The sequence below is a fragment of the Paenibacillus silviterrae genome, assembly GCF_030167925.1.
In the GTDB taxonomy this organism is placed as follows: Bacteria; Bacillota; Bacilli; order Paenibacillales; family NBRC-103111; genus Paenibacillus_G; species Paenibacillus_G silviterrae.
In genome coordinates, this window is sequence record NZ_JASKUT010000001.1 from 2,851,725 (window position 1) to 2,869,288 (window position 17,564).

At 55.9% G+C, this 17,564-nt stretch carries 15 protein-coding genes; 7 read left to right on the forward strand and 8 right to left on the reverse strand.

Annotation, left to right across the window (positions count from 1 at the left end):
- Positions 1 to 27: 27 nt before the first annotated feature.
- Positions 28 to 2,460, reverse strand: coding sequence for a phenylalanine--tRNA ligase subunit beta (gene pheT / locus QMO62_RS13075; protein WP_284641433.1), 2,433 nt, complete (start codon positions 2,458 to 2,460; stop codon positions 28 to 30).
- Between the two features lie 22 nt (positions 2,461 to 2,482).
- The gene (gene pheS / locus QMO62_RS13080) at positions 2,483 to 3,517 is read right to left on the reverse strand and encodes a phenylalanine--tRNA ligase subunit alpha (protein WP_284641436.1); all 1,035 of its coding nucleotides are present in this window, start codon (positions 3,515 to 3,517) and stop codon (positions 2,483 to 2,485) included.
- 512 nt (positions 3,518 to 4,029) lie between these two features.
- Between pheS and QMO62_RS13085 the strand changes: the two genes are divergently transcribed.
- Positions 4,030 to 4,200, forward strand: a complete 171-nt coding sequence (locus tag QMO62_RS13085; protein ID WP_284641438.1) for a hypothetical protein — start codon at positions 4,030 to 4,032, stop codon at positions 4,198 to 4,200.
- Between the two features lie 66 nt (positions 4,201 to 4,266).
- On the opposite strand, the gene QMO62_RS13090 is transcribed toward QMO62_RS13085, so the two are convergent.
- Positions 4,267 to 4,554 carry a DUF3817 domain-containing protein gene (locus tag QMO62_RS13090; RefSeq protein WP_284641440.1) on the reverse strand — a complete coding sequence of 96 codons (288 nt, stop codon included), beginning with the start codon at positions 4,552 to 4,554 and terminating at the stop codon, positions 4,267 to 4,269.
- Positions 4,555 to 4,813: 259 nt separating this feature from the next.
- On the opposite strand from QMO62_RS13090, the gene QMO62_RS13095 reads away from it, so the two are divergent.
- The gene (locus tag QMO62_RS13095) at positions 4,814 to 5,158 is read left to right on the forward strand and encodes a hypothetical protein (protein WP_284641442.1); all 345 of its coding nucleotides are present in this window, start codon (positions 4,814 to 4,816) and stop codon (positions 5,156 to 5,158) included.
- A gap of 121 nt (positions 5,159 to 5,279) precedes the next feature.
- The gene (locus QMO62_RS13100) at positions 5,280 to 6,323 is read left to right on the forward strand and encodes a chymotrypsin family serine protease (RefSeq protein WP_284641444.1); all 1,044 of its coding nucleotides are present in this window, start codon (positions 5,280 to 5,282) and stop codon (positions 6,321 to 6,323) included.
- Positions 6,324 to 6,401: 78 nt separating this feature from the next.
- Here QMO62_RS13100 and QMO62_RS13105 read toward each other — a convergent pair whose 3' ends face one another.
- The 4 genes from QMO62_RS13105 to QMO62_RS13120 form a co-directional block, all read right to left on the reverse strand.
- Entirely contained in the window at positions 6,402 to 6,635 is a 234-nt protein-coding gene (locus QMO62_RS13105) for a hypothetical protein (protein ID WP_284641447.1), read from the reverse strand.
- 682 nt (positions 6,636 to 7,317) lie between these two features.
- Positions 7,318 to 7,509, reverse strand: coding sequence for a hypothetical protein (locus QMO62_RS13110; RefSeq protein WP_284641450.1), 192 nt, complete (start codon positions 7,507 to 7,509; stop codon positions 7,318 to 7,320).
- Positions 7,506 to 8,486 (reverse strand): TIR domain-containing protein, encoded by a 981-nt coding sequence (locus QMO62_RS13115; RefSeq protein ID WP_284641452.1) that lies wholly within the window; start codon positions 8,484 to 8,486, stop codon positions 7,506 to 7,508. Before QMO62_RS13115 ends, QMO62_RS13110 begins: the two co-directional genes overlap by 4 nt.
- A 95-nt stretch (positions 8,487 to 8,581) precedes the next feature.
- Entirely contained in the window at positions 8,582 to 9,622 is a 1,041-nt protein-coding gene (locus tag QMO62_RS13120; protein WP_284641454.1) for an LLM class flavin-dependent oxidoreductase, read from the reverse strand.
- 224 nt (positions 9,623 to 9,846) lie between these two features.
- Here QMO62_RS13120 and QMO62_RS13125 point away from each other — a divergent pair, with 224 nt between their 5' ends.
- The 4 genes from QMO62_RS13125 to QMO62_RS13140 all read left to right on the forward strand — a co-directional run bounded on the left by QMO62_RS13125 (position 9,847) and on the right by QMO62_RS13140 (position 16,161).
- Positions 9,847 to 13,086, forward strand: coding sequence for a DEAD/DEAH box helicase (locus QMO62_RS13125; protein ID WP_284641457.1), 3,240 nt, complete (start codon positions 9,847 to 9,849; stop codon positions 13,084 to 13,086).
- A gap of 220 nt (positions 13,087 to 13,306) precedes the next feature.
- A complete protein-coding gene (locus QMO62_RS13130; protein WP_284641459.1) occupies positions 13,307 to 14,440 on the forward strand; it encodes an NADH-dependent flavin oxidoreductase in 1,134 nt (377 codons plus the stop codon).
- 174 nt (positions 14,441 to 14,614) lie between these two features.
- Complete coding sequence (locus QMO62_RS13135; RefSeq protein WP_284641461.1) at positions 14,615 to 15,529, forward strand: IolE/MocC family protein; 915 nt, start codon at positions 14,615 to 14,617, stop codon at positions 15,527 to 15,529.
- Entirely contained in the window at positions 15,529 to 16,161 is a 633-nt protein-coding gene (locus QMO62_RS13140) for a pyridoxamine 5'-phosphate oxidase family protein (protein WP_284641463.1), read from the forward strand. The genes QMO62_RS13135 and QMO62_RS13140 overlap by 1 nt, the downstream gene beginning before the upstream one ends.
- On the opposite strand, the gene QMO62_RS13145 is transcribed toward QMO62_RS13140, so the two are convergent.
- Positions 16,153 to 17,559, reverse strand: a complete 1,407-nt coding sequence (locus QMO62_RS13145) for a cobyrinic acid a,c-diamide synthase CobB (RefSeq protein ID WP_284641465.1) — start codon at positions 17,557 to 17,559, stop codon at positions 16,153 to 16,155. The two genes, QMO62_RS13140 and QMO62_RS13145, sit on opposite strands and share 9 nt — an antisense overlap.
- Between the last annotated feature and the right edge of the window lie 5 nt (positions 17,560 to 17,564).

The following is a 17,564-nucleotide window of genomic DNA, read 5'->3' on the forward strand; positions in this document are numbered from 1 at the left end:
AATTTACAAGACCTGCCCAAGCCAACTTTATTTCCGCAGCTCGGCGCCGAAACCGTTCTCGAGTGCCGTCACCACTTTCGCATGCAGCTCGCTGACCTCTTCATCCGTCAACGTACGCTCAAGGGTCCGGTATACGAAGGAGATCGCTACGCTCTTCTTGTCTGCGCCGAGACGCTCGCCTGTGTAAATATCAAACACTTGAATGGATTCGAGCAGACTGCCTGCCACCTCGCGTGCTTTGCTTACCAGCTCGCCCACCGCGACGCTCTTGTCTACAACCACAGCCATATCGCGGCCGATGGCCGGATAACGAGGCAGCGGGGTATACGTAAGCTTCTCGTCGGCCAGCTCGGCGAGCACATCCAACTCCAGCTCGAATACGTACGTATCGGCAAGATCCTTCTTCTGCTGAAGGGCCGGATGCAATTGTCCGATCACACCGATCACCTTGCCGTCCGCAACAATATGGGCCGTGCGGCCCGGATGGAAGCCATCCGGCTGGGCTGCGGCAAAGCTGACACCCTTCACGCCGAGGTAAGCCAGCACGTTTTCCAGCACACCCTTGAGATCATAAAAGTCCACATCACCCGGCTTGCCCGTCCAATGAAGCTCGCTTCGTTTGCCCGTCAGCAAAGCGGCTAGAAGCAATCTTTCCTCCGGCTGCTTGGTGAGCTGCTTCTCCTGAGTAACAAATACCCGGCCGATCTCGAACAATGCGACATCGTTCTGGTTCCGGTTCCGGTTGTACAGCGCCGCATCCAGCAGGTGAGGAACCAAGCTGGTACGAAGCGTGCTGCGCTCCTCGCTCATCGGCATCGACAGCGATACCGGAGCAACCTCGCGGTAAAGACCGGAGTATTCTGCAATTTGATCCGGATGGGTGAACGAATACGTAATGGCTTCGTGCAATCCGCTTCCTGTCATCAGCGTACGTACGATACGGCGGATGCGCTGCTGCTTCGTCAAGGAGCCCGGCGTCGTAACCACGTTCATCAGCGTCGTCGGGATATTGTCATACCCGTGAAGGCGAGCCACTTCCTCAATCAGATCGACAGTGCGGGTAATATCTCCGCGACGGCTCGGCACGTGCACGAGCAGGCCGTCTCCTTCCAAAGGCTCTACAACGAATGCCAAACGGTCAAAAATCCCTTTAATCTCCTCTACCGACAGCGACGTACCCAAATATCCGTTAATCCGGCCGGCCGTGATCTCGATCTGGACCGGCTTGTGCTCCTTCGTTACCGCTTCGACGATTCCGTCAGCGACAACGCCGTCACCCAGCTCAGCAATCAAAGCAGCCGCGCGGTTCAAGGCAGGAATCACCGCCTCCGGGTTCACTTCCTTCTCGAAACGAAGGGAAGCTTCCGAACGCAAGCCCAGCTGACGCGACGTTTTGCGGACGGAGCCGCCGTCGAACTTCGCCGACTCCAGCAGGATGCGGGTCGTGCCGTCCGTTACCTCCGAATTCAAACCGCCCATAACGCCTGCGATCGCTACCGGCTTCTCGCCATCGGTAATGAGCAGCATCGAAGGGTCCAAAGTGCGTTCTACATTATCGAGCGTGACCAGCTTCTCCCCTTCCCGGGCCGAGCGCACGTCGATATGTCCGTTCGCCAGCTGATCGGCGTCGAAGGCATGGAGCGGCTGACCGTACTCCAGCATGACATAGTTCGTAATATCTACGATATTATTGATCGGACGAATGCCGGCTGCCATCAGCCTGTTTTGCAGCCAAAGAGGAGACACGCCTACCTTCACGCCTTCAATGAGACGTGCAGCATAATGCGAGCACAAATCCTTTGCCGTGATCTCTACCGAAATTTTGTCCGCCGCACGGCCCGCCCCGTCCGATCCGCCAATGCCCGGCTCCGGCAGCTTCACACCGCGCCCAAGGATCGCTCCGATCTCGTAAGCAGCGCCCAGCATGCTGAGAGCGTCCGAACGGTTCGGCGTCAGATCCAAATCCAGCACTTCATCACTAATCGCCAGCACGTCTAGAATGCTGAGCCCAATCTCCGTACCCTCCGGCAGCACCAGGATGCCCTCTTGAATCTCCTTCGGCAGCAGCTTGTCATTAAGACCCAGCTCCTTCGCCGAGCAGATCATGCCCATCGATTCAACGCCGCGCAGCTTCGCCCGCTTGATAACAAGCCCGTCAGGCAGCTTCGCTCCGACCAAGGCTACCGGCACCTTTTGGCCTGCGGCCACATTTTTCGCACCGCATACGATTTGGAGATCTTCCCCTGTTCCCGCATCGACGATACAAACGTTCAATTTGTCGGCATCCGGGTGCTTCTCCTTGGATTTCACATAGCCCACTACGACGCTCGTAACCCCTTTATTCCGGTTCTCGACGCCGTCGACCTCAATCCCGCTGCGGGTCAGCTTCTCCGCCAGCTCGCTTGCCGTATACCCGCTTACGTCCACATATTGAGACAACCATTGGTATGATACCTTCATGCTTTGCTCACGCTCCCTCTTCTCACAAATGCACGAACTGCTTCAAGAAGCGCAGATCGTTCGTATAGAAATGACGAATGTCCTCGATATCGTACTTCAGCATCGCAATGCGCTCTACGCCAAGACCGAACGCGAAACCGCTGTATTCCTCCGGATCGTAGCCGGCCATCTCCAGCACCCGCGGATGCACCATACCGGAGCCCAGAATCTCAAGCCATCCGGAATGCTTGCATACCCGGCAGCCGGATCCGCCGCACATCGCGCAGGTAACATCCACCTCAGCGCTCGGCTCCGTGAACGGGAAGAAGCTCGGACGCATGCGGATTTGCGTGTTCGGACCGAACAACTCCTGCATGAACTGCAGCAGGGTTCCCTTCAGGTCACTCATACGGATGCCGCGGTCGATCACAAGCCCTTCGATTTGCGTAAACACGTGAGAATGCGTCGCATCGTCATCATCCCGGCGATATACGCGGCCCGGGCAGATGATTTTGACCGGAGCGTGCCCCTTCATTTTCTCCATCGTGCGTACCTGCACCGGCGAGGTGTGCGTGCGCATCAGAATTTCCTCCGTAATATAGAAGGAGTCCTGCATATCGCGCGCCGGATGGTTCTTCGGCAGGTTCAACGCCTCAAAGTTATAGTAATCCTGCTCTACCTCGGGTCCTTCCGCCACCGTATATCCCATGCCGACGAAAATATCCTCGATCTCCTGAATGATCTTGCTGAGCGGGTGCACCGCGCCTTGCGCCGCAGGACGGCCCGGCAGCGTCACATCAATCGTCTCCGCCTGCAAACGCCCTTGCGTTTCCGCTTCGCTGAACGCGGCCTGCTTCGCTTCGATCACTTCCTCGATCGCTCCGCGCACATCGTTCGCTACTTGACCGATGACCGGACGCTCCTCCGCGCTGAGCGCGCCCATGCCCCGCAGAATCTCGGTGAGCGGCCCCTTTTTACCTAAGTACTTGACTCTGAGATCGTTCAGCTGCTGCTGGTTTTCTACCTGCGAAAGCTCCTGCAGCGCCGTTTCCTGAAGTGCTAACAGCTTCTCTTTCATGGCTCCTCTGCTCCTTTGGTTTACGATTATACGAACGCAAAAAAGGCCCTTCCATCCCGGATAAGGGACGAAAAAGCCGTGGTACCACCCTTGTTAGAAGCGCTTGTGCAGTCAAATATGCTGCTTGCATCTTCTCACTCATTGCTGTAACGGTCCGTGACGCTTGCTTGCGGCGCGGCCGGTTCCCCCTACTTGCCTGAGCCTTCAACGGGCCCGGTTTCAAAGGACTGCTCAGGAGCGAACTTCGGCAGCCTGTATTCTACGGATTCGCTCTCAATCTCCGGCGATTCCTCCCTGTGTAGAAGCACTGCGTACTTTTCTCCGTCGTTGCATTTTGCTGTTATTCGAATTTATCAAGTATTATATGCAAAAGCTTCCTCAGATGCAAGCCCATCCTTTCAAGTAGGTCTGTCGTACGATTTTCGGAAGCCGTCGTTTATTCGACACCCATTGTCTGACGGATGCTTTACAATGATTTCGATACATAATGTATCTACCAAGGAGGTGCTCTTATGTACCAACGAAAGCGCTATGACTCTCCCAAGGTGCTCCGTCATGAACCGCTTCAGTTCGAAACGACGATTAGCGGCGGTTGGCACCAGCATCCGCTTCCCCAAATTCCTTATGAGGATCTGGAGGATTGGTGGAGGAAGTTCTGGGATTGGTGGAGGAAGCATCACTAGCTTTACGGATGAACGTCATAAATCCCTTCTGTGCAGGGCAGTCTGCGAAGAAGGGATTTATGCGTATTAACGGGCCTGCAGCTTTTTATCCAGTATAAAGGTACCGAAGGGAATAAATGCCGAAATGAAGGCTACGAGCACAAGCAAAAGCGAGAAACGCTTCACAATAGCCGCATGCAGCAAAGCCGCCAGAAATAGCGTAAACAGCAATCCATGCAGCGCACCGACCACGCTGACCGCTTGAGGGAAGTCCGCCCAATACTTAAGAGGCATCGCTATAAATAAGAGCAATAAATAAGAGATTCCCTCGACATTGCCGATCCATCGCAGCCGGCCTATCGCCGTTTTCCACATGATGTCACCTCCCCATTTTGAAAAATGCCTGTTTCTTCCTCCATTATACGTAGAACGCTTCACTTCCCCAAGCTCCGGCAGAGTTGTTCATAAACTTGTCGCATTTCCCCTGCCCACGTGATCGGCAGCAAATTTGGATGCTTGAACCGCAGGATCCGCCCGTTCCTTCCTAACTCCGCATGCATTTACTATAGCAAGTCTAGTGAAGGCCGCACAGCCTGTCCTAGTCTTCATTTATATACCGAAGGAGTGATCAGCTATGCGCCCTCCCAAAAGAAGCACGTCCGGCGCTGTCTCCAGGCTGAACGTGTCCAAGCATCGCAGCCTTGCCATGCCGACACAACGGCTGCGCCGTCTCACTGTCGTGTGGGTGGACCCTTCAGGCAATCCGTTTAATACCCGAGGGTTCTTCGCAACCATCAGCACCGTGGGCGGCCGTATTCTGCAAACCGCTCGTTTTGATTCTTTCGGCGTTGTAGTCTTCTCCCGGATCGTTACTCCGACTAGTCGCACACTTGTTATCCGGACCTATGATGCTAACGGTGTCTTCTTTCGCCGCAGAACGATCCCTGCCGGCAATGCCGCCTTCGCCATCATCGGCTAATTTGAGCAATGCCCCTCTTCCCTTCGGAGAGGGGTTTTTCCTTTTTTCTGGGGAAATGCACTGGAATAATTCATCGCAAGTAATATACTGTTTTATCCGAATGAAAAAAGGGGATAGGAACATGGCCACGTTTGCTGAGGTGTTACGCTTAAAGAAGCGTATGGCAAAGCAGCTGTTGAAGCAATCCGGAGTGTATGGTGTAGGGGTAGGCTATAAAAATCCGAACAAGCCGAAGGAGGGCGCCTGTCTTGTCGTTTATTCCTCCGGCCGTGCCGCCGCTAGGCTGGGGAAGCAGCCTCGGAGCACTCAGGCTGGGGGAGGCAAGGAGATTCCAATGCGCTTCGTCCGTACGCCCAAATTTCGTCTGCGCGCATCCGCCTCAGCTGCACAATACACGCGCCGCATCCGGCCAGTCAGGGCCGGCTTCAGCATCGGCACTTCGAGCGGCTCCGGCACAGCCGGGCTCATCGTCAGGCGCGTCGGGTCGAGCCGTCTCTACGCTCTGAGCAACAATCATGTGCTGAATCTGAATAACAGCACCGGATACTCCGCCACGTACCAGCCCGGCGGGGCTGACTCACCCTCCAGCCGCGACCGCATCGGCAGACTGGACCGGTTCGTCCAGCTTCGCCGCAGCGGGAATCTGATCGACGGAGCGCTATCCGTACCACTGCGGAGCAGTCTTCTCACCCCGCAGTATGCGAGGGTCGGCATCGTTCCCGGGCACGTAACGGCCTACCGCATCGGAGAGCGCCTGAAGAAGGTCGGGCGCACCTCGGGTTACGTTAACGGATGGGTGGAGTCCGTTAACACCGATGTGCGTGTAGACTACGGCGATTTCGGGGGCCTTGGCACAATCCAGTTCGACAATGTCACGGTGATTCGCGGAAGCAATCCCGTATCTCAACCGGGAGACTCCGGCTCGGTATGGCTCCGGAGGAGCGACAACTATGCGGCCGCCATTAACTTTGCCGGGACTTCGGATGGCCGTACCTCCATCGCTTACCCTGTTGAATGGTTCATGCAGGCGTTTGGCATGCGGGTTGCCCGTCCGGGTGGGGTTGGCCAAGTCAAGCGAGTCAATGGCCGGGGGAACCAATATACCCGTCCGCTCACCCTCCGGCAGCTGCGTAGGATTAGCGTTCTGCAAGCAAGGAGCAGATAACCGGCCAGTGAAAAAAGACCGTTTCATCGGCTCTGCTTTTCCCAAGCCGGTGGGACGGTCTTTTTTACAGCTGCAGCCTTAATCCCCGCCACCCCCACCGCCGTCACCGCCTCCTCCACAGCTGCTGTCGCTACCGGCCGAGCTCGTATCGCAGCTGCCGGAGCTCCAGCCACCCGCCGTATCCCCGGAAGAAACATAACCGTCGCTGGAGCTGCTGCGTCTTCGTTTTTTGCGAGAAGCCGGAGCGGACAGCGAAGTGATGACGACAGACAGGACGATGTACCCAACCATTCCCCAGAAGAGCCATACCATTGTTATCGCCTCCCATATTCTGTATCTGATTATAGTGTAACAGCTGAATGTTAAGCTTACGTAAACAATTGTCAGAATATTTGTAAAATTTCTAAAGGCGTGTCCGGAACTTACTTTAAGGGAGGCACAGCTGGAAACCGTTCTGTATGAGCAGCCACCCGAAACGGTTCCTTCCCTCGCAGCATGCGTTCCGCATACCCGCTAGCTTAGGTACTATGCAGCGAAGTCCTCGCTCCCCTTTAATCGCACATTTGCCATTGCACTCGCGTATCTAGCTCCCCAAGGCTCATGTAATCGCACATTTGCGATTCGCCAAGCCTTGAGCACGGAAAACCAGCCCCTGCCCCCCACTAATCGCACATTTGCCACTACACTCGCGAATCTGGCCCCTCAAGGCTCATCCAATCGCATATTTGCGATTAACCAAGCCACTGAGCACGAAAAACCAGCCCCTGCCCCCCACTAATCGCAAATTTGCCACTACACTCACGAATCTGGCTCCTCAAGTCTCATGCAATCGCGCTTTTGCGACTAACCAAGCCACTGTGCACGAAAAGCCAGCCCCTGCCCCCCCACTATTCGCAATTTGAGAATCAGGGGCGACCGTGAGCCCCCCTTTTTTTACGATAACGACAAAAAAAACCGCAGACGAAATGTCCGCGGCTCCTTATACCTATATAAACTATGCGAAAGCCGGCTTACGATACTGGGCCTTCCGCTTCAATACGACGGTGTATTCCTGATCTCCGCCTTCTAACGAAGGAGCGATCACCTTATCATTCTCAAGCACCGATTCCTCACCGATTCTGGCTGCGCCTTGAACAATCAGCTTACCAAAACCATGTATGCCAATTCCAGTTCCCTTCCTGTTCATGTGGATTCGCCTCCAAACAGATAATGAATTGTGCTGAGCAAACCTTCGTTGCTATCCATTAGCTTCCCCAGCTCTGCAGCCGTAGCATGCCTGCCAGACAAATGGATCGTAATGACTAGCTCTTCACCCACAGGATAACATAGTAAATATACGTTGGCAACATGCTTTTTATACAGGACAACCTGCTGTGTGCTCGTTAAATAAGCATCCACCACGAGTACCCGCGGCTCCCCCTCCTGCTTCCCGTCGTTGACGGTAAAGGGGTAAAACTTGTTGCGTCCGATATTACCGCCAACCTGCCTGAGACCGTCAGCCCCATCCACCTTCCAGATGGCTGCACCGGTTACCTTGTGTCCCGTCTTCGACGTATCGTAAGCGATCCGGATGGCATCCGCAAGAAATTCGTACTTCCTCTCGGGCTCCCTGAGCATCTCCTTGGTAAAATCAATCAGGAAATGCATCATCGAAGCCTGCTGCGGATGCTGATAACACCGCAGGCTCTCGATCTTCTCGCTGATGGTATCGCACGCTATGCTTACAGCAGCATCATATTGTTCCGGTCGCACCTCGTACGTCAGCAGGGTCAGCCCGTGCAGATCGGACGGGATATGAAAGTCCGTCAGTTCCTTCCCATCGAAGCTTGCGCCTGACGCCTCGGGAACAATGAAGAAGACCCTCTCTCTTCTAAGCTTCCCCCAGAAAAGTCCCATCTCAAAAACGGTGTTGTCCCTCGGAACGAGCATCCGCTTGCCTCTCATTGTGACCACATCATCCGGAGAAAAGACGAATACGCCGAAATCGCTTTGATCCAGCTGCTCCTCCAAATCCTCCATGGTGGACCGGTTCGGGCCGAATACCCCCGCATACCAAGGGGTTACCTCCGCGCAGCGCCGAAGTTCCCGATGGATGGCTGCTGCATATTTTTTCGATTCTCTGGCTGATCCGATAAAGAGCTTCGGCTTCGACTCCTGAAACACAACCTCACGACTCCCCTAAACAACGTTAGGGTTAGTTTACCACAAATTTCCTCCGGTGGCTCTAGGAAAATTGCAATACGGTCCCGTTTCCGAGCCTACCCCCGGAGCTCCGCGAATGCCTCGCTCAACAGCTCATACGATCGCAGCCGAGCCTGATGGTCATATACTTGAGCGGTCACGATCAGCTCGTCGGCCCCCGTCTCCTTGATAAAGGCAGGCAGCCTGTCCCGGACCGTCGCTTTGCTGCCGGCAATGGAATAGCTGAGCTGCTTGCGAATGATCGCCTTCTCCCTCTCATTCCAGAGCGGCTCCATGTCGTCGACGGGAGGCTGCAGCATCCCCGTTTGACCGCGGATAATCTTCAAGAATGCTTGCTCGTGGGAAGTTGCCAATCTTCGAGCTTCCTCGTCCGTTTCCGCAGCGATGATGTTCATGCCCACCATAACGTAAGGCTTCTCCAGCACCCCGGACGGGCGGAACGTGCTGCGGTACAATTCTATGGCAGGCAGCAAATAATCGGGGGCAAAATGGCTCGCAAAAGCGAACGGAAGCCCCAGCTCGCCCGCCAGCTTCGCACTGAAGCCGCTGGAGCCCAGCAGCCAGATCGGCAGGTTCAACCCTTCGCCGGGGATCGCTCGTACTCCCGTAGGGCGATCGTCGATCGCGCTTGGGTCAAAATAAGCCCGCAGCTCCCGGAGCAGCTCGGGGAAGTCTTCTCCGCCGGAGGTCAAGCCGCGGCGAAGCGCCTTTGTAGCCGGGAAGTCCGAGCCCGGCGCCCGGCCAAGGCCCAGATCGATGCGTCCCGGATACATCGATTCCAGCGTTCCGAACTGCTCCGCGATCATTAACGGCGCGTGATTCGGCAGCATGATTCCTCCTGAGCCGACCCGGATCGATTTCGTACCGCCTGCAATATACCCTATCACCAAGGACGTAGCCGAGCTGGCGATGCCCGGCATACTGTGATGCTCGGCCAGCCAATAGCGGTGGTAGCCCCACTGCTCGGCATGCTGTGCCAAATCCAGCGAATGGCGGAAAGTATCCGCTGCCGTAGTACCTTGCGGAATAGGCGCTAAATCCAGCACGGACAGCTTGATATCAGAGTAATTCAATGCTTGTAGCTCACGATCGGTCATATGGCACCATCCCTTATTCTGTCACTATAGTAACTCTTTGTAGTATGGATCACATTCGTCTAAAATACGATGCGACTTGCTATCAGTTCGTAATGTACTAACTTTTGTATCGTAACACATTCTAACTGTAATTGAAATAGTGTCAGTTATACTCCTTTTCGCCCCGATCTGTTATCATAGAGTTATTCGAAAAGACGGAGCTGCGTACGGAAAGGAACCGAAACATGAGCTTTCCACTTACGACTGAAAAAATCAAGCTGCTTTGCGGCCGTTTTGCTTATGAAGAGGGGGAGGCGCTCTACCGTGAGGGCCAGGTGAGCCTGCTGCCCTGCGAATCCGAGCCTTGGATTCAAGAGGCAGAGGTAGCCGGTGCGCGGGAATTGTATCTGGTCGCCTTAGACCTCGACCGTGAAGGCGAGGCGTACGCGGAGTGCTCCTGCCCGGCGTATCATCCGGATGACAAGTATTGCGCCCACATAGCCGCGGTGCTCTGGAATTTGCTTGACGCCCCGCCCCCGGACCCTATCCGAAGCTCGGAAGCGGAACGTCTGTTGGCGGCAGGTATGCTGGATCTGTTCGCCCACAAGCCGCGGCGCTCCAGCGGAGCGAGACCGCTGTTCGATACCCGGACGGTGCTTCAAGTGGAATTCATCTGCAAGCCGGTTATCTACGGAGACGGAAAAGCTCTGCTCGGGATCGAGATGAAAACAGGTCTCAAACGGCTGTACCCGGTACAGCGAATTAGAGAATTTCTAGAAGCCGTCGGCCGGGGAGCGCCTTTTCCGGTTAGCCGCGGCTTCGAATACGATCCCGGACTTCACAGCTTCTTGCCGGGGCACGATGCGGTCTTGCGCCAGCTCATCGAGATTGTTCGCAATGAGGGTCTCTACCGCAAACCGCAGGAGAGGGAAACGAAAGCCGGTACGCAGAAGCTGTCCGCAGTCGAGATTCCTCCTTACGCGTGGGAAACGATCTGCCCCTGCCTGGAGGCCGCCCCTTCTCTGAAGATAGAACAGGACGGAGAAGCTTACGAAGGCATCCGCTGGCTTGAAGAGAACCTGCCGCTGGAATTCCGCTTCACGGAAGTCCAAGGACAAGCTGAGGCCTATCAGCTGGAGGTGACCGGACTGGAGCGTCTTGTTGTGCTCGAGGAGTACAGGCTGGTGCTTACGGGCGGGGGACTCATGAAGCTGCCGGAGGAGGAATGCCGCCGGGTTGCCGAGCTGAAGCGCATGCTGGCAGGCGCCCGACGCAGCCGAGTTCTCATCGCTGCGGAGCAGGCCGAGCCCTTTATGGAGAAGGTGGTTCCCGGGCTGATGAGGCTCGGCAGTGTACGGATCGAGGAATCCGTGTCCGAACGGATCGTACGCACGCCGCTGAAGGCCAGGCTGTACCTTGACCGGATGCGGGAGCGCCTGCTGGCTGCGCTTGAATTTCAGTATGGAGACATCATTATCAATCCGCTCGAGCCGACCGGCGGCGTCCGGGACGGAGGGCGCATTCTGATGCGTGACGGAGAGAAGGAGCAGCGGATTCTAGAGCTGATGGAGCTCGGAAATTTCACGAAAACCGAAGCGGGCTACTTCATGGAAGAAGAGGAGTCGGAATACGACTTCCTCTACCGGATTGTCCCCATGCTGGAAAAGTACGCTCAGGTGCTTGCCACTACGGCGGTCAAGCTTCGGATCCATAGCGGCCCGATCACCCCGACCTTAAAGGCGGAGGTCGATGTACGGACCGATTGGTTAGAGTTCCAATTCGAGCTGGCCGGCATACCTGAAGCCGAAATTCGGAAAGTGCTGTTCTCGCTCCAAGAGAAGCGGCGCTATCACCGACTGCCCGACGGCTCACTGCTGCCCTTGGAAGGAGAGGCCTTTCAGGAGGTGCTTCGGACGTTCCAAGAGCTGGGACTTGGACGAGGGGACCTCACGGCAGCGGGAATCAGGGTTCCCGCCTTCTACGGACTGCGCCTCACGGAGCGCGACGACCGCAGCGGCGCCCTCCGGCTGGGGAAGTCGCTTCGCCGGATGCTGGAGCATATGCGCAACCCCGATCATTTGGAATTTCCTCTTCCGGATAAGCTCGCTCCGGTGCTGAGGGATTATCAAGCGTACGGGTTTCAATGGATGAAGACACTTGCCCGATACCGGTTCGGCGGCATCCTTGCCGATGACATGGGGCTTGGGAAGACGCTGCAGAGCATTGCTTTCCTGCTTTCGGTACAAAGCGAGATGCGGGAGCAGGGTCAGCCCGCCCTTGTGGTATGCCCCGCCTCCCTTATGTACAACTGGCTCAGCGAGATCCGCAAATTCGCCCCGCAGCTGAAAGCTGTCGTAGCGGACGGCAGCAAGCAGGAGCGAAGCGCTCTTTTCCGTGATTCGTTGGAGACGGATGTCCTTATCACCTCCTATCCCCTGCTGCGCAGGGACTTGGCTTGGTACGCCGAACAGACGTTTCACACCTTGATCTTGGATGAAGCACAGGCATTCAAAAACAACACCACCCAAACCGCCCAGGCTGTAAGGGAGATCACTGCCCGCCACCGCTTCGCTCTGACGGGAACTCCGGTCGAAAATCGGCTGGAGGAGCTTTGGTCCATCTACAACGGGGTTTTCCCCGAGCTGCTGCCGCCGTTGAAACAGTTTCAGGAGCTCTCGAGAGAATCGGTGGCAAGAAGGATCCGCCCGTTCCTGCTGCGCAGGCTGAAGTCCGACGTGCTGAAGGAGCTCCCGGACAAAATCGAGACGCTGCAAGCGTCGGAGCTGCTGCCTGAGCAGAAGAAGCTGTACGCCGCTTATCTGTCGCGGCTTCAGGAGGAAACCTTGAAGCATCTCAGCACCCAAGGCTTCGATGAAAAGAGCCGGATCCGAATTCTTGCCGGTCTAACCAGGCTTCGCCAGCTCTGCTGCCATCCCGCTCTTTTCGTGCAGGACTACAAAGGAAGCTCAGCTAAATTCGAGCAGCTGCTTGAGCTCATCGACGACTGTCGCAGCGCCGGCAGGCGGGCCCTCGTCTTCTCTCAATTCACCGAGATGCTGGGTCTGACCGGCCGGGAGCTGGGCTATCGCGATATACGCCATTTCTACCTGGACGGCCATACGCCTTCCGCGGAGCGCGTCGAGCTATGTCGCAGGTTTAATGAAGGGGAAGGCGATCTGTTCCTCATCTCGCTTAAGGCGGGAGGAACCGGCCTCAACCTGACGGGCGCAGACACCGTAATTCTCTATGATCTGTGGTGGAATCCCGCCGTGGAGGAGCAAGCGGCGGGCCGGGCGCACCGGATCGGCCAGAAGAACGTAGTTCAGGTCATCCGGCTCGTTGCTCAAGGAACGGTGGAGGAGAAAATGTACGAGCTCCAGCAGCGCAAGAAACATTTGATTGAAGAAATCGCCCTGCCGGGTCAGCAGAGGCTTTCGGCGCTCACTGAGCAAGAGATTCGGGAAATTCTGATGCTTCATCCGTAATCAGCAAGCCTAGCCCTAACAACGATAGGGCTGGGCTTTTTTATACGTAAGGCAAGCCTCCTTAACTTTTTATTTGTAATTAACTACCTTTTCGTATATGATAACCATATAACTGTAATTGTTTTTGTATCAGTTGTGCCGTATCATGAAAAAGCTGGAAAAAGCAAATCCTAACCAGTAGCTTGAACACTACGTACTCATTCGGATGGAGGAACATGAAATGAACAGTAAATACAATCCTTTGTTTCAATCTATGAAGCTGAAGAGCGGTATCGAGCTGAAAAACCGTATCGTTATGGCTCCGATGACCAACTTTTCTTCTGATGAGGAGGGTCACGTAACGGACGCGGAGGTAAGCTATTACGCCCGCCGCTCTTCCGGCCCCGGCATGGTCATAACGGCGTGCACCTACGTCACTCCGAACGGCAAAGGCTTCCCGGGCGAGTTCGGAGGCGACCGCGACGACCTTCTGCCCAGCCTGAAGCGTCTGGCAGCCGCAATCCAAGACAAGGGAGCCAAGGCTGTACTCCAAATCTTCCACGGAGGACGTGAGGCTCCAAGCGCTCTAGTACCCGGGGGGGACGTTGTTAGCGCAAGTGCTGTTGCCTCGGAGAAAGAAGGCAGTCCTCTCCCGCGCGCTCTAACGGAGCAAGAGATCCTGGACATCATTCGCGCTTTCGGCGAAACGACGAGAAGGGCCATCGAAGCCGGCTATGACGGCGTTGAAATTCACGGAGCAAACGGTTATTTGATCCACCAATTTTTCTCCCCGCATTCGAACCGCCGTGACGACCGCTGGGGCGGCAGTCTGGAGAAGCGCATGGCCTTCCCCCTTGCCGTTGTCGAGGAAGTAAAGCGTGTTGTGGCCGAGCATGCCAAACAGCCGTTCCTGATCGGCTACCGTTTCTCGCCGGAGGAAGAATCGACGCCGGGCTTCACCATGTCCGAGACGCTGGAGCTGGTGGACGCCTTGGCGGATCAAGAGCTCGATTACCTGCATGTTTCGCTGATGGACTTCTGGTCGAAACCGCGCCGCGGCGTGGATACGAGCAAAACACGGGTCGAATGGCTGCAGGAGAAGATTGCCGGTAGAACGCCTCTAATCGGCGTCGGCTCCCTCCATTCAGCTGACGATGCCCTGAAGGCGCTTGAGGCCGGGGTTCCGCTTGTCGCTCTCGGACGCGAGCTCATCATGGAACCGGACTGGGTGCAAAAGGTGACGGAAGGCCGTGAAGCCGACATTTACACGACTGTGAGTCCGCAGGATCAGGAGCATCTCGTTGTTCCGGATCCGCTGTGGCAGGCGATCATGAACTCTCCGGGCTGGTTCCCTGTCGTTACTCAGACGAAATAATTGTACCGATCAAGGCTGGCCTAGTCCGGCCTTTTTTTCGTACTATAATTGACCAGTGTTCATTTTAAAGTAAAGCCCGAACTCTTCCCATCCTTATTTTTCACACAAAAAAATCCAGGCATTGTATAATAAAAGCTCATACCCGTCAAAAACCGCGCCAATGGAGGGCAACTGATGAGGAATCGATTTGTGATCGGACAGCACGGAGCGTTCGACCGAAAAAAGGATGCGCGGGACCTTCACGACGGCTTCTGGGGCGTGGAGGCTTGCCTGTTCGGCTCGGAGGAGGATACCCGGCAGCTTTTGCAGGAAGCGGAAAAACGCGCATTCCGGGTCGGCGTTCATTTCCCCTTCCGTTCAGGCTTATCCAAGCTGCGTGATGCTCCAGTTATTGCCCAAGAGGACGCCATCCGGCAAGAAGCCTACGAAATCATTCAACAGGAGCTCGACTATCTTACCCGAATAAAGCCCGATTACATCTTATTTCATTATCCCAAACCGGTGATTCTGGACGATCGGGTGGATTGGAGCCGTTGGCGGTTTGCCGATCCGCTGGAATATGTATATGAAAGTCAATATTCATACGAGGAGCTGGCCCGGAACACGGAGCTGCTGTTTCAATGGCTTTCCGAGAAAAGTGAAGCGTATCGTTTCGTCCCTGTGCTCGAATTCGATGCCTTGAATCGGTACGTATATGAAACCGGCTTCCTCACGGACCTGCTGCTGAAGTACCCTCGAATCCGATTGTGCCTCGATACCGGAAGGCTTTATTTGCAAGAACGGCTGGACCCTTATTTCGACGCCAAAAAAGTGCTTCGTACCTATGCCCGATTCGCCTACACGGTGCACTTGTGGAATGTCCGGGTCGGTGACACCGTTACGCACAACCATTATCCAGCATTGCCGGAATTGGACCCTGCCGACGGCTGGGCACCTATTGAGGAATACTTAACTATCATTATGGAGGAAACCGACCGAGTGAACATCGTGTTCGAGCACAGGTCGGACCTAATCAGCGACGAACAGCTTGAGCAGTGTTATGCCTGGGTTGAAGAAATCATGAAACGGAGAGGCGGTGGGGTTGCCTGATGGATGCCTTGTTTAAAGAAACGGTACGTTCCGAAGAGGAGCTGCATGCATTATGCGGCTTTCCTAATGAGATTGTGAACCATAAAACCATCTCGCGGATTGATCGGCACTGCCGTGATTTCATATCGAGATCGCCTATCGTCTTCGTAGCCACCAGCGATGCTTCCGGCTGCTGCGATGTGTCCCCTCGGGGGGATCAGGCGGGTTTTGTCCATGTGATCGACGATAAGCATCTCCTCATCCCGGAGCGGCCAGGCAACCGGCGCTTCGATACGCTCAAGAACCTTTTGCAGAATCCGGGGATCGGCTTGATCTTTCTCATCCCGGGGCTGGAGGAAACGCTGCGGATCAACGGGTGGGCTTGCATCGTGAAGGACCCTGAGCTGCTTGAGCCTTTGGAGGCGTTCGGCAAGCGCCCTGTTCTTGGGATCGGCGTCGAAGCGGAGGAGTGCTACATCCATTGTGCCAAGGCTTTGAAAAGATCGCACCTATGGGAGCCCCCCACATGGCCTGAGAAGGAATCGCTGCCCAAACCCGCGGCCATCATTGCGGATCACGCGAAAAAGCTCGGAAAGACCGAAAGTCAGGTTGCAGCCGCCATGCAGGAAAGCTATGAAAAGCGATTATACTAAACGGTTGGCTATTTCTCTGCAGCGGTCCAGCCAGCGATTCGGAAGCGCCGGATTCGAGCCGAAGTGCAGATGGGTGTAGCCCGCTACGATGTTATACAGGAGGCTTCCCTCCGCCTTCGAGCCGCGCAGCCCCTTCGTTTCATAGGCAGGGGGCGGCTGCTCCGACTTGTCGGGCACATACACCGAATAATGAAACTCATGGCCTCGCGCCTGTTCTCCGGCCGGCAGCAGGAAGTTCCCCGGTCCCCCGGTCACCTCGCGGTAGCCGAGCGCAGCCAGCTTATTCTGCATGCGCACATGCCCCGGCAGGATGCCCAGCATCGGGTAACGGTTTCCCTCGCGATCCTCAATCGCTTCGGTCAAGAACATAAAGCCGCCGCATTCCGCCAGGCAAGGCAAACCGCCCTTCAGCGCCTCCCGAATCGAGGAGAACACCTCCTGCTTGCCGCTGAGCGTCTCGGCGAATTCCTCGGGGAAGCCGCCTCCCAGATAAAGCCCTTGCGCCTGCGGAGGAAGCGTCTCCCCTGCTAACGGGGAGAAATACAGCAGCTCCGCCCCGGAGGCTTCCAGCAGCTCCAGATTTTCCGGGTAATAAAAATGGAAAGCGGCATCCTTCGCAACGGCGATCGGGACTCGGGATGCGGACACTGCTCCCTCGACGGCAAACAAGGCCGGCTCGGCGTGAACCGGCTCCGATAGAGCCAGCTGCCACAGCAAATCCAGGTCTGTCGTAGCGGTTAAGCGATCGGCTAACAGCGAGAACAATCCGTCCAGCTCCCCGCGCTCAATCGACGGAACCAGCCCCAAATGCCGCTCCGGCACCTCGGCCCCTTCCTCTCTCAGCAGATAGCCTACTACCGGAATGCCGCATTCCTGTTCGATAGCTTCCTTTACGATGCGGTAGTGTCCTTCGCTTCCGACCTTATTGGCGAATACGCCGACAATCCTCGCCTTCGGCTCCAGCACCTGGAAGCCCTTCACTATCGCTGCAGCGCTTCTTGCCATGCTTTGGCAATTGACCACCAGCAGCACCGGCGCATCCAGCAGCATGGCGATATCGGCCGTGCTTCCCTCGTTCGAACGTGGGTTCTTCCCGTCATAGAAGCCCATGACGCCCTCTATGATGCTGATCTGCGCCTCCGAAGAGGAGACAGCCCTGCAGAAAATTTCCTTCACCGCATCCTTGCCCAGCATCCAGCTGTCCAAATTGCGCGAAGGAATTCCCGTCACCGCGGTGTGATATGTCGGATCGATATAATCCGGTCCGCACTTGAAGCCTTGCACTCTCCACCCGCGACGCTGCAGGGCGGCCATCAATCCGATGGTCACCGTCGTTTTACCCGCCCCGCTCCCGGTCCCGGCAATCACCAATCTGCGGGTATGCTCTGCTGTTCCCATGAAGA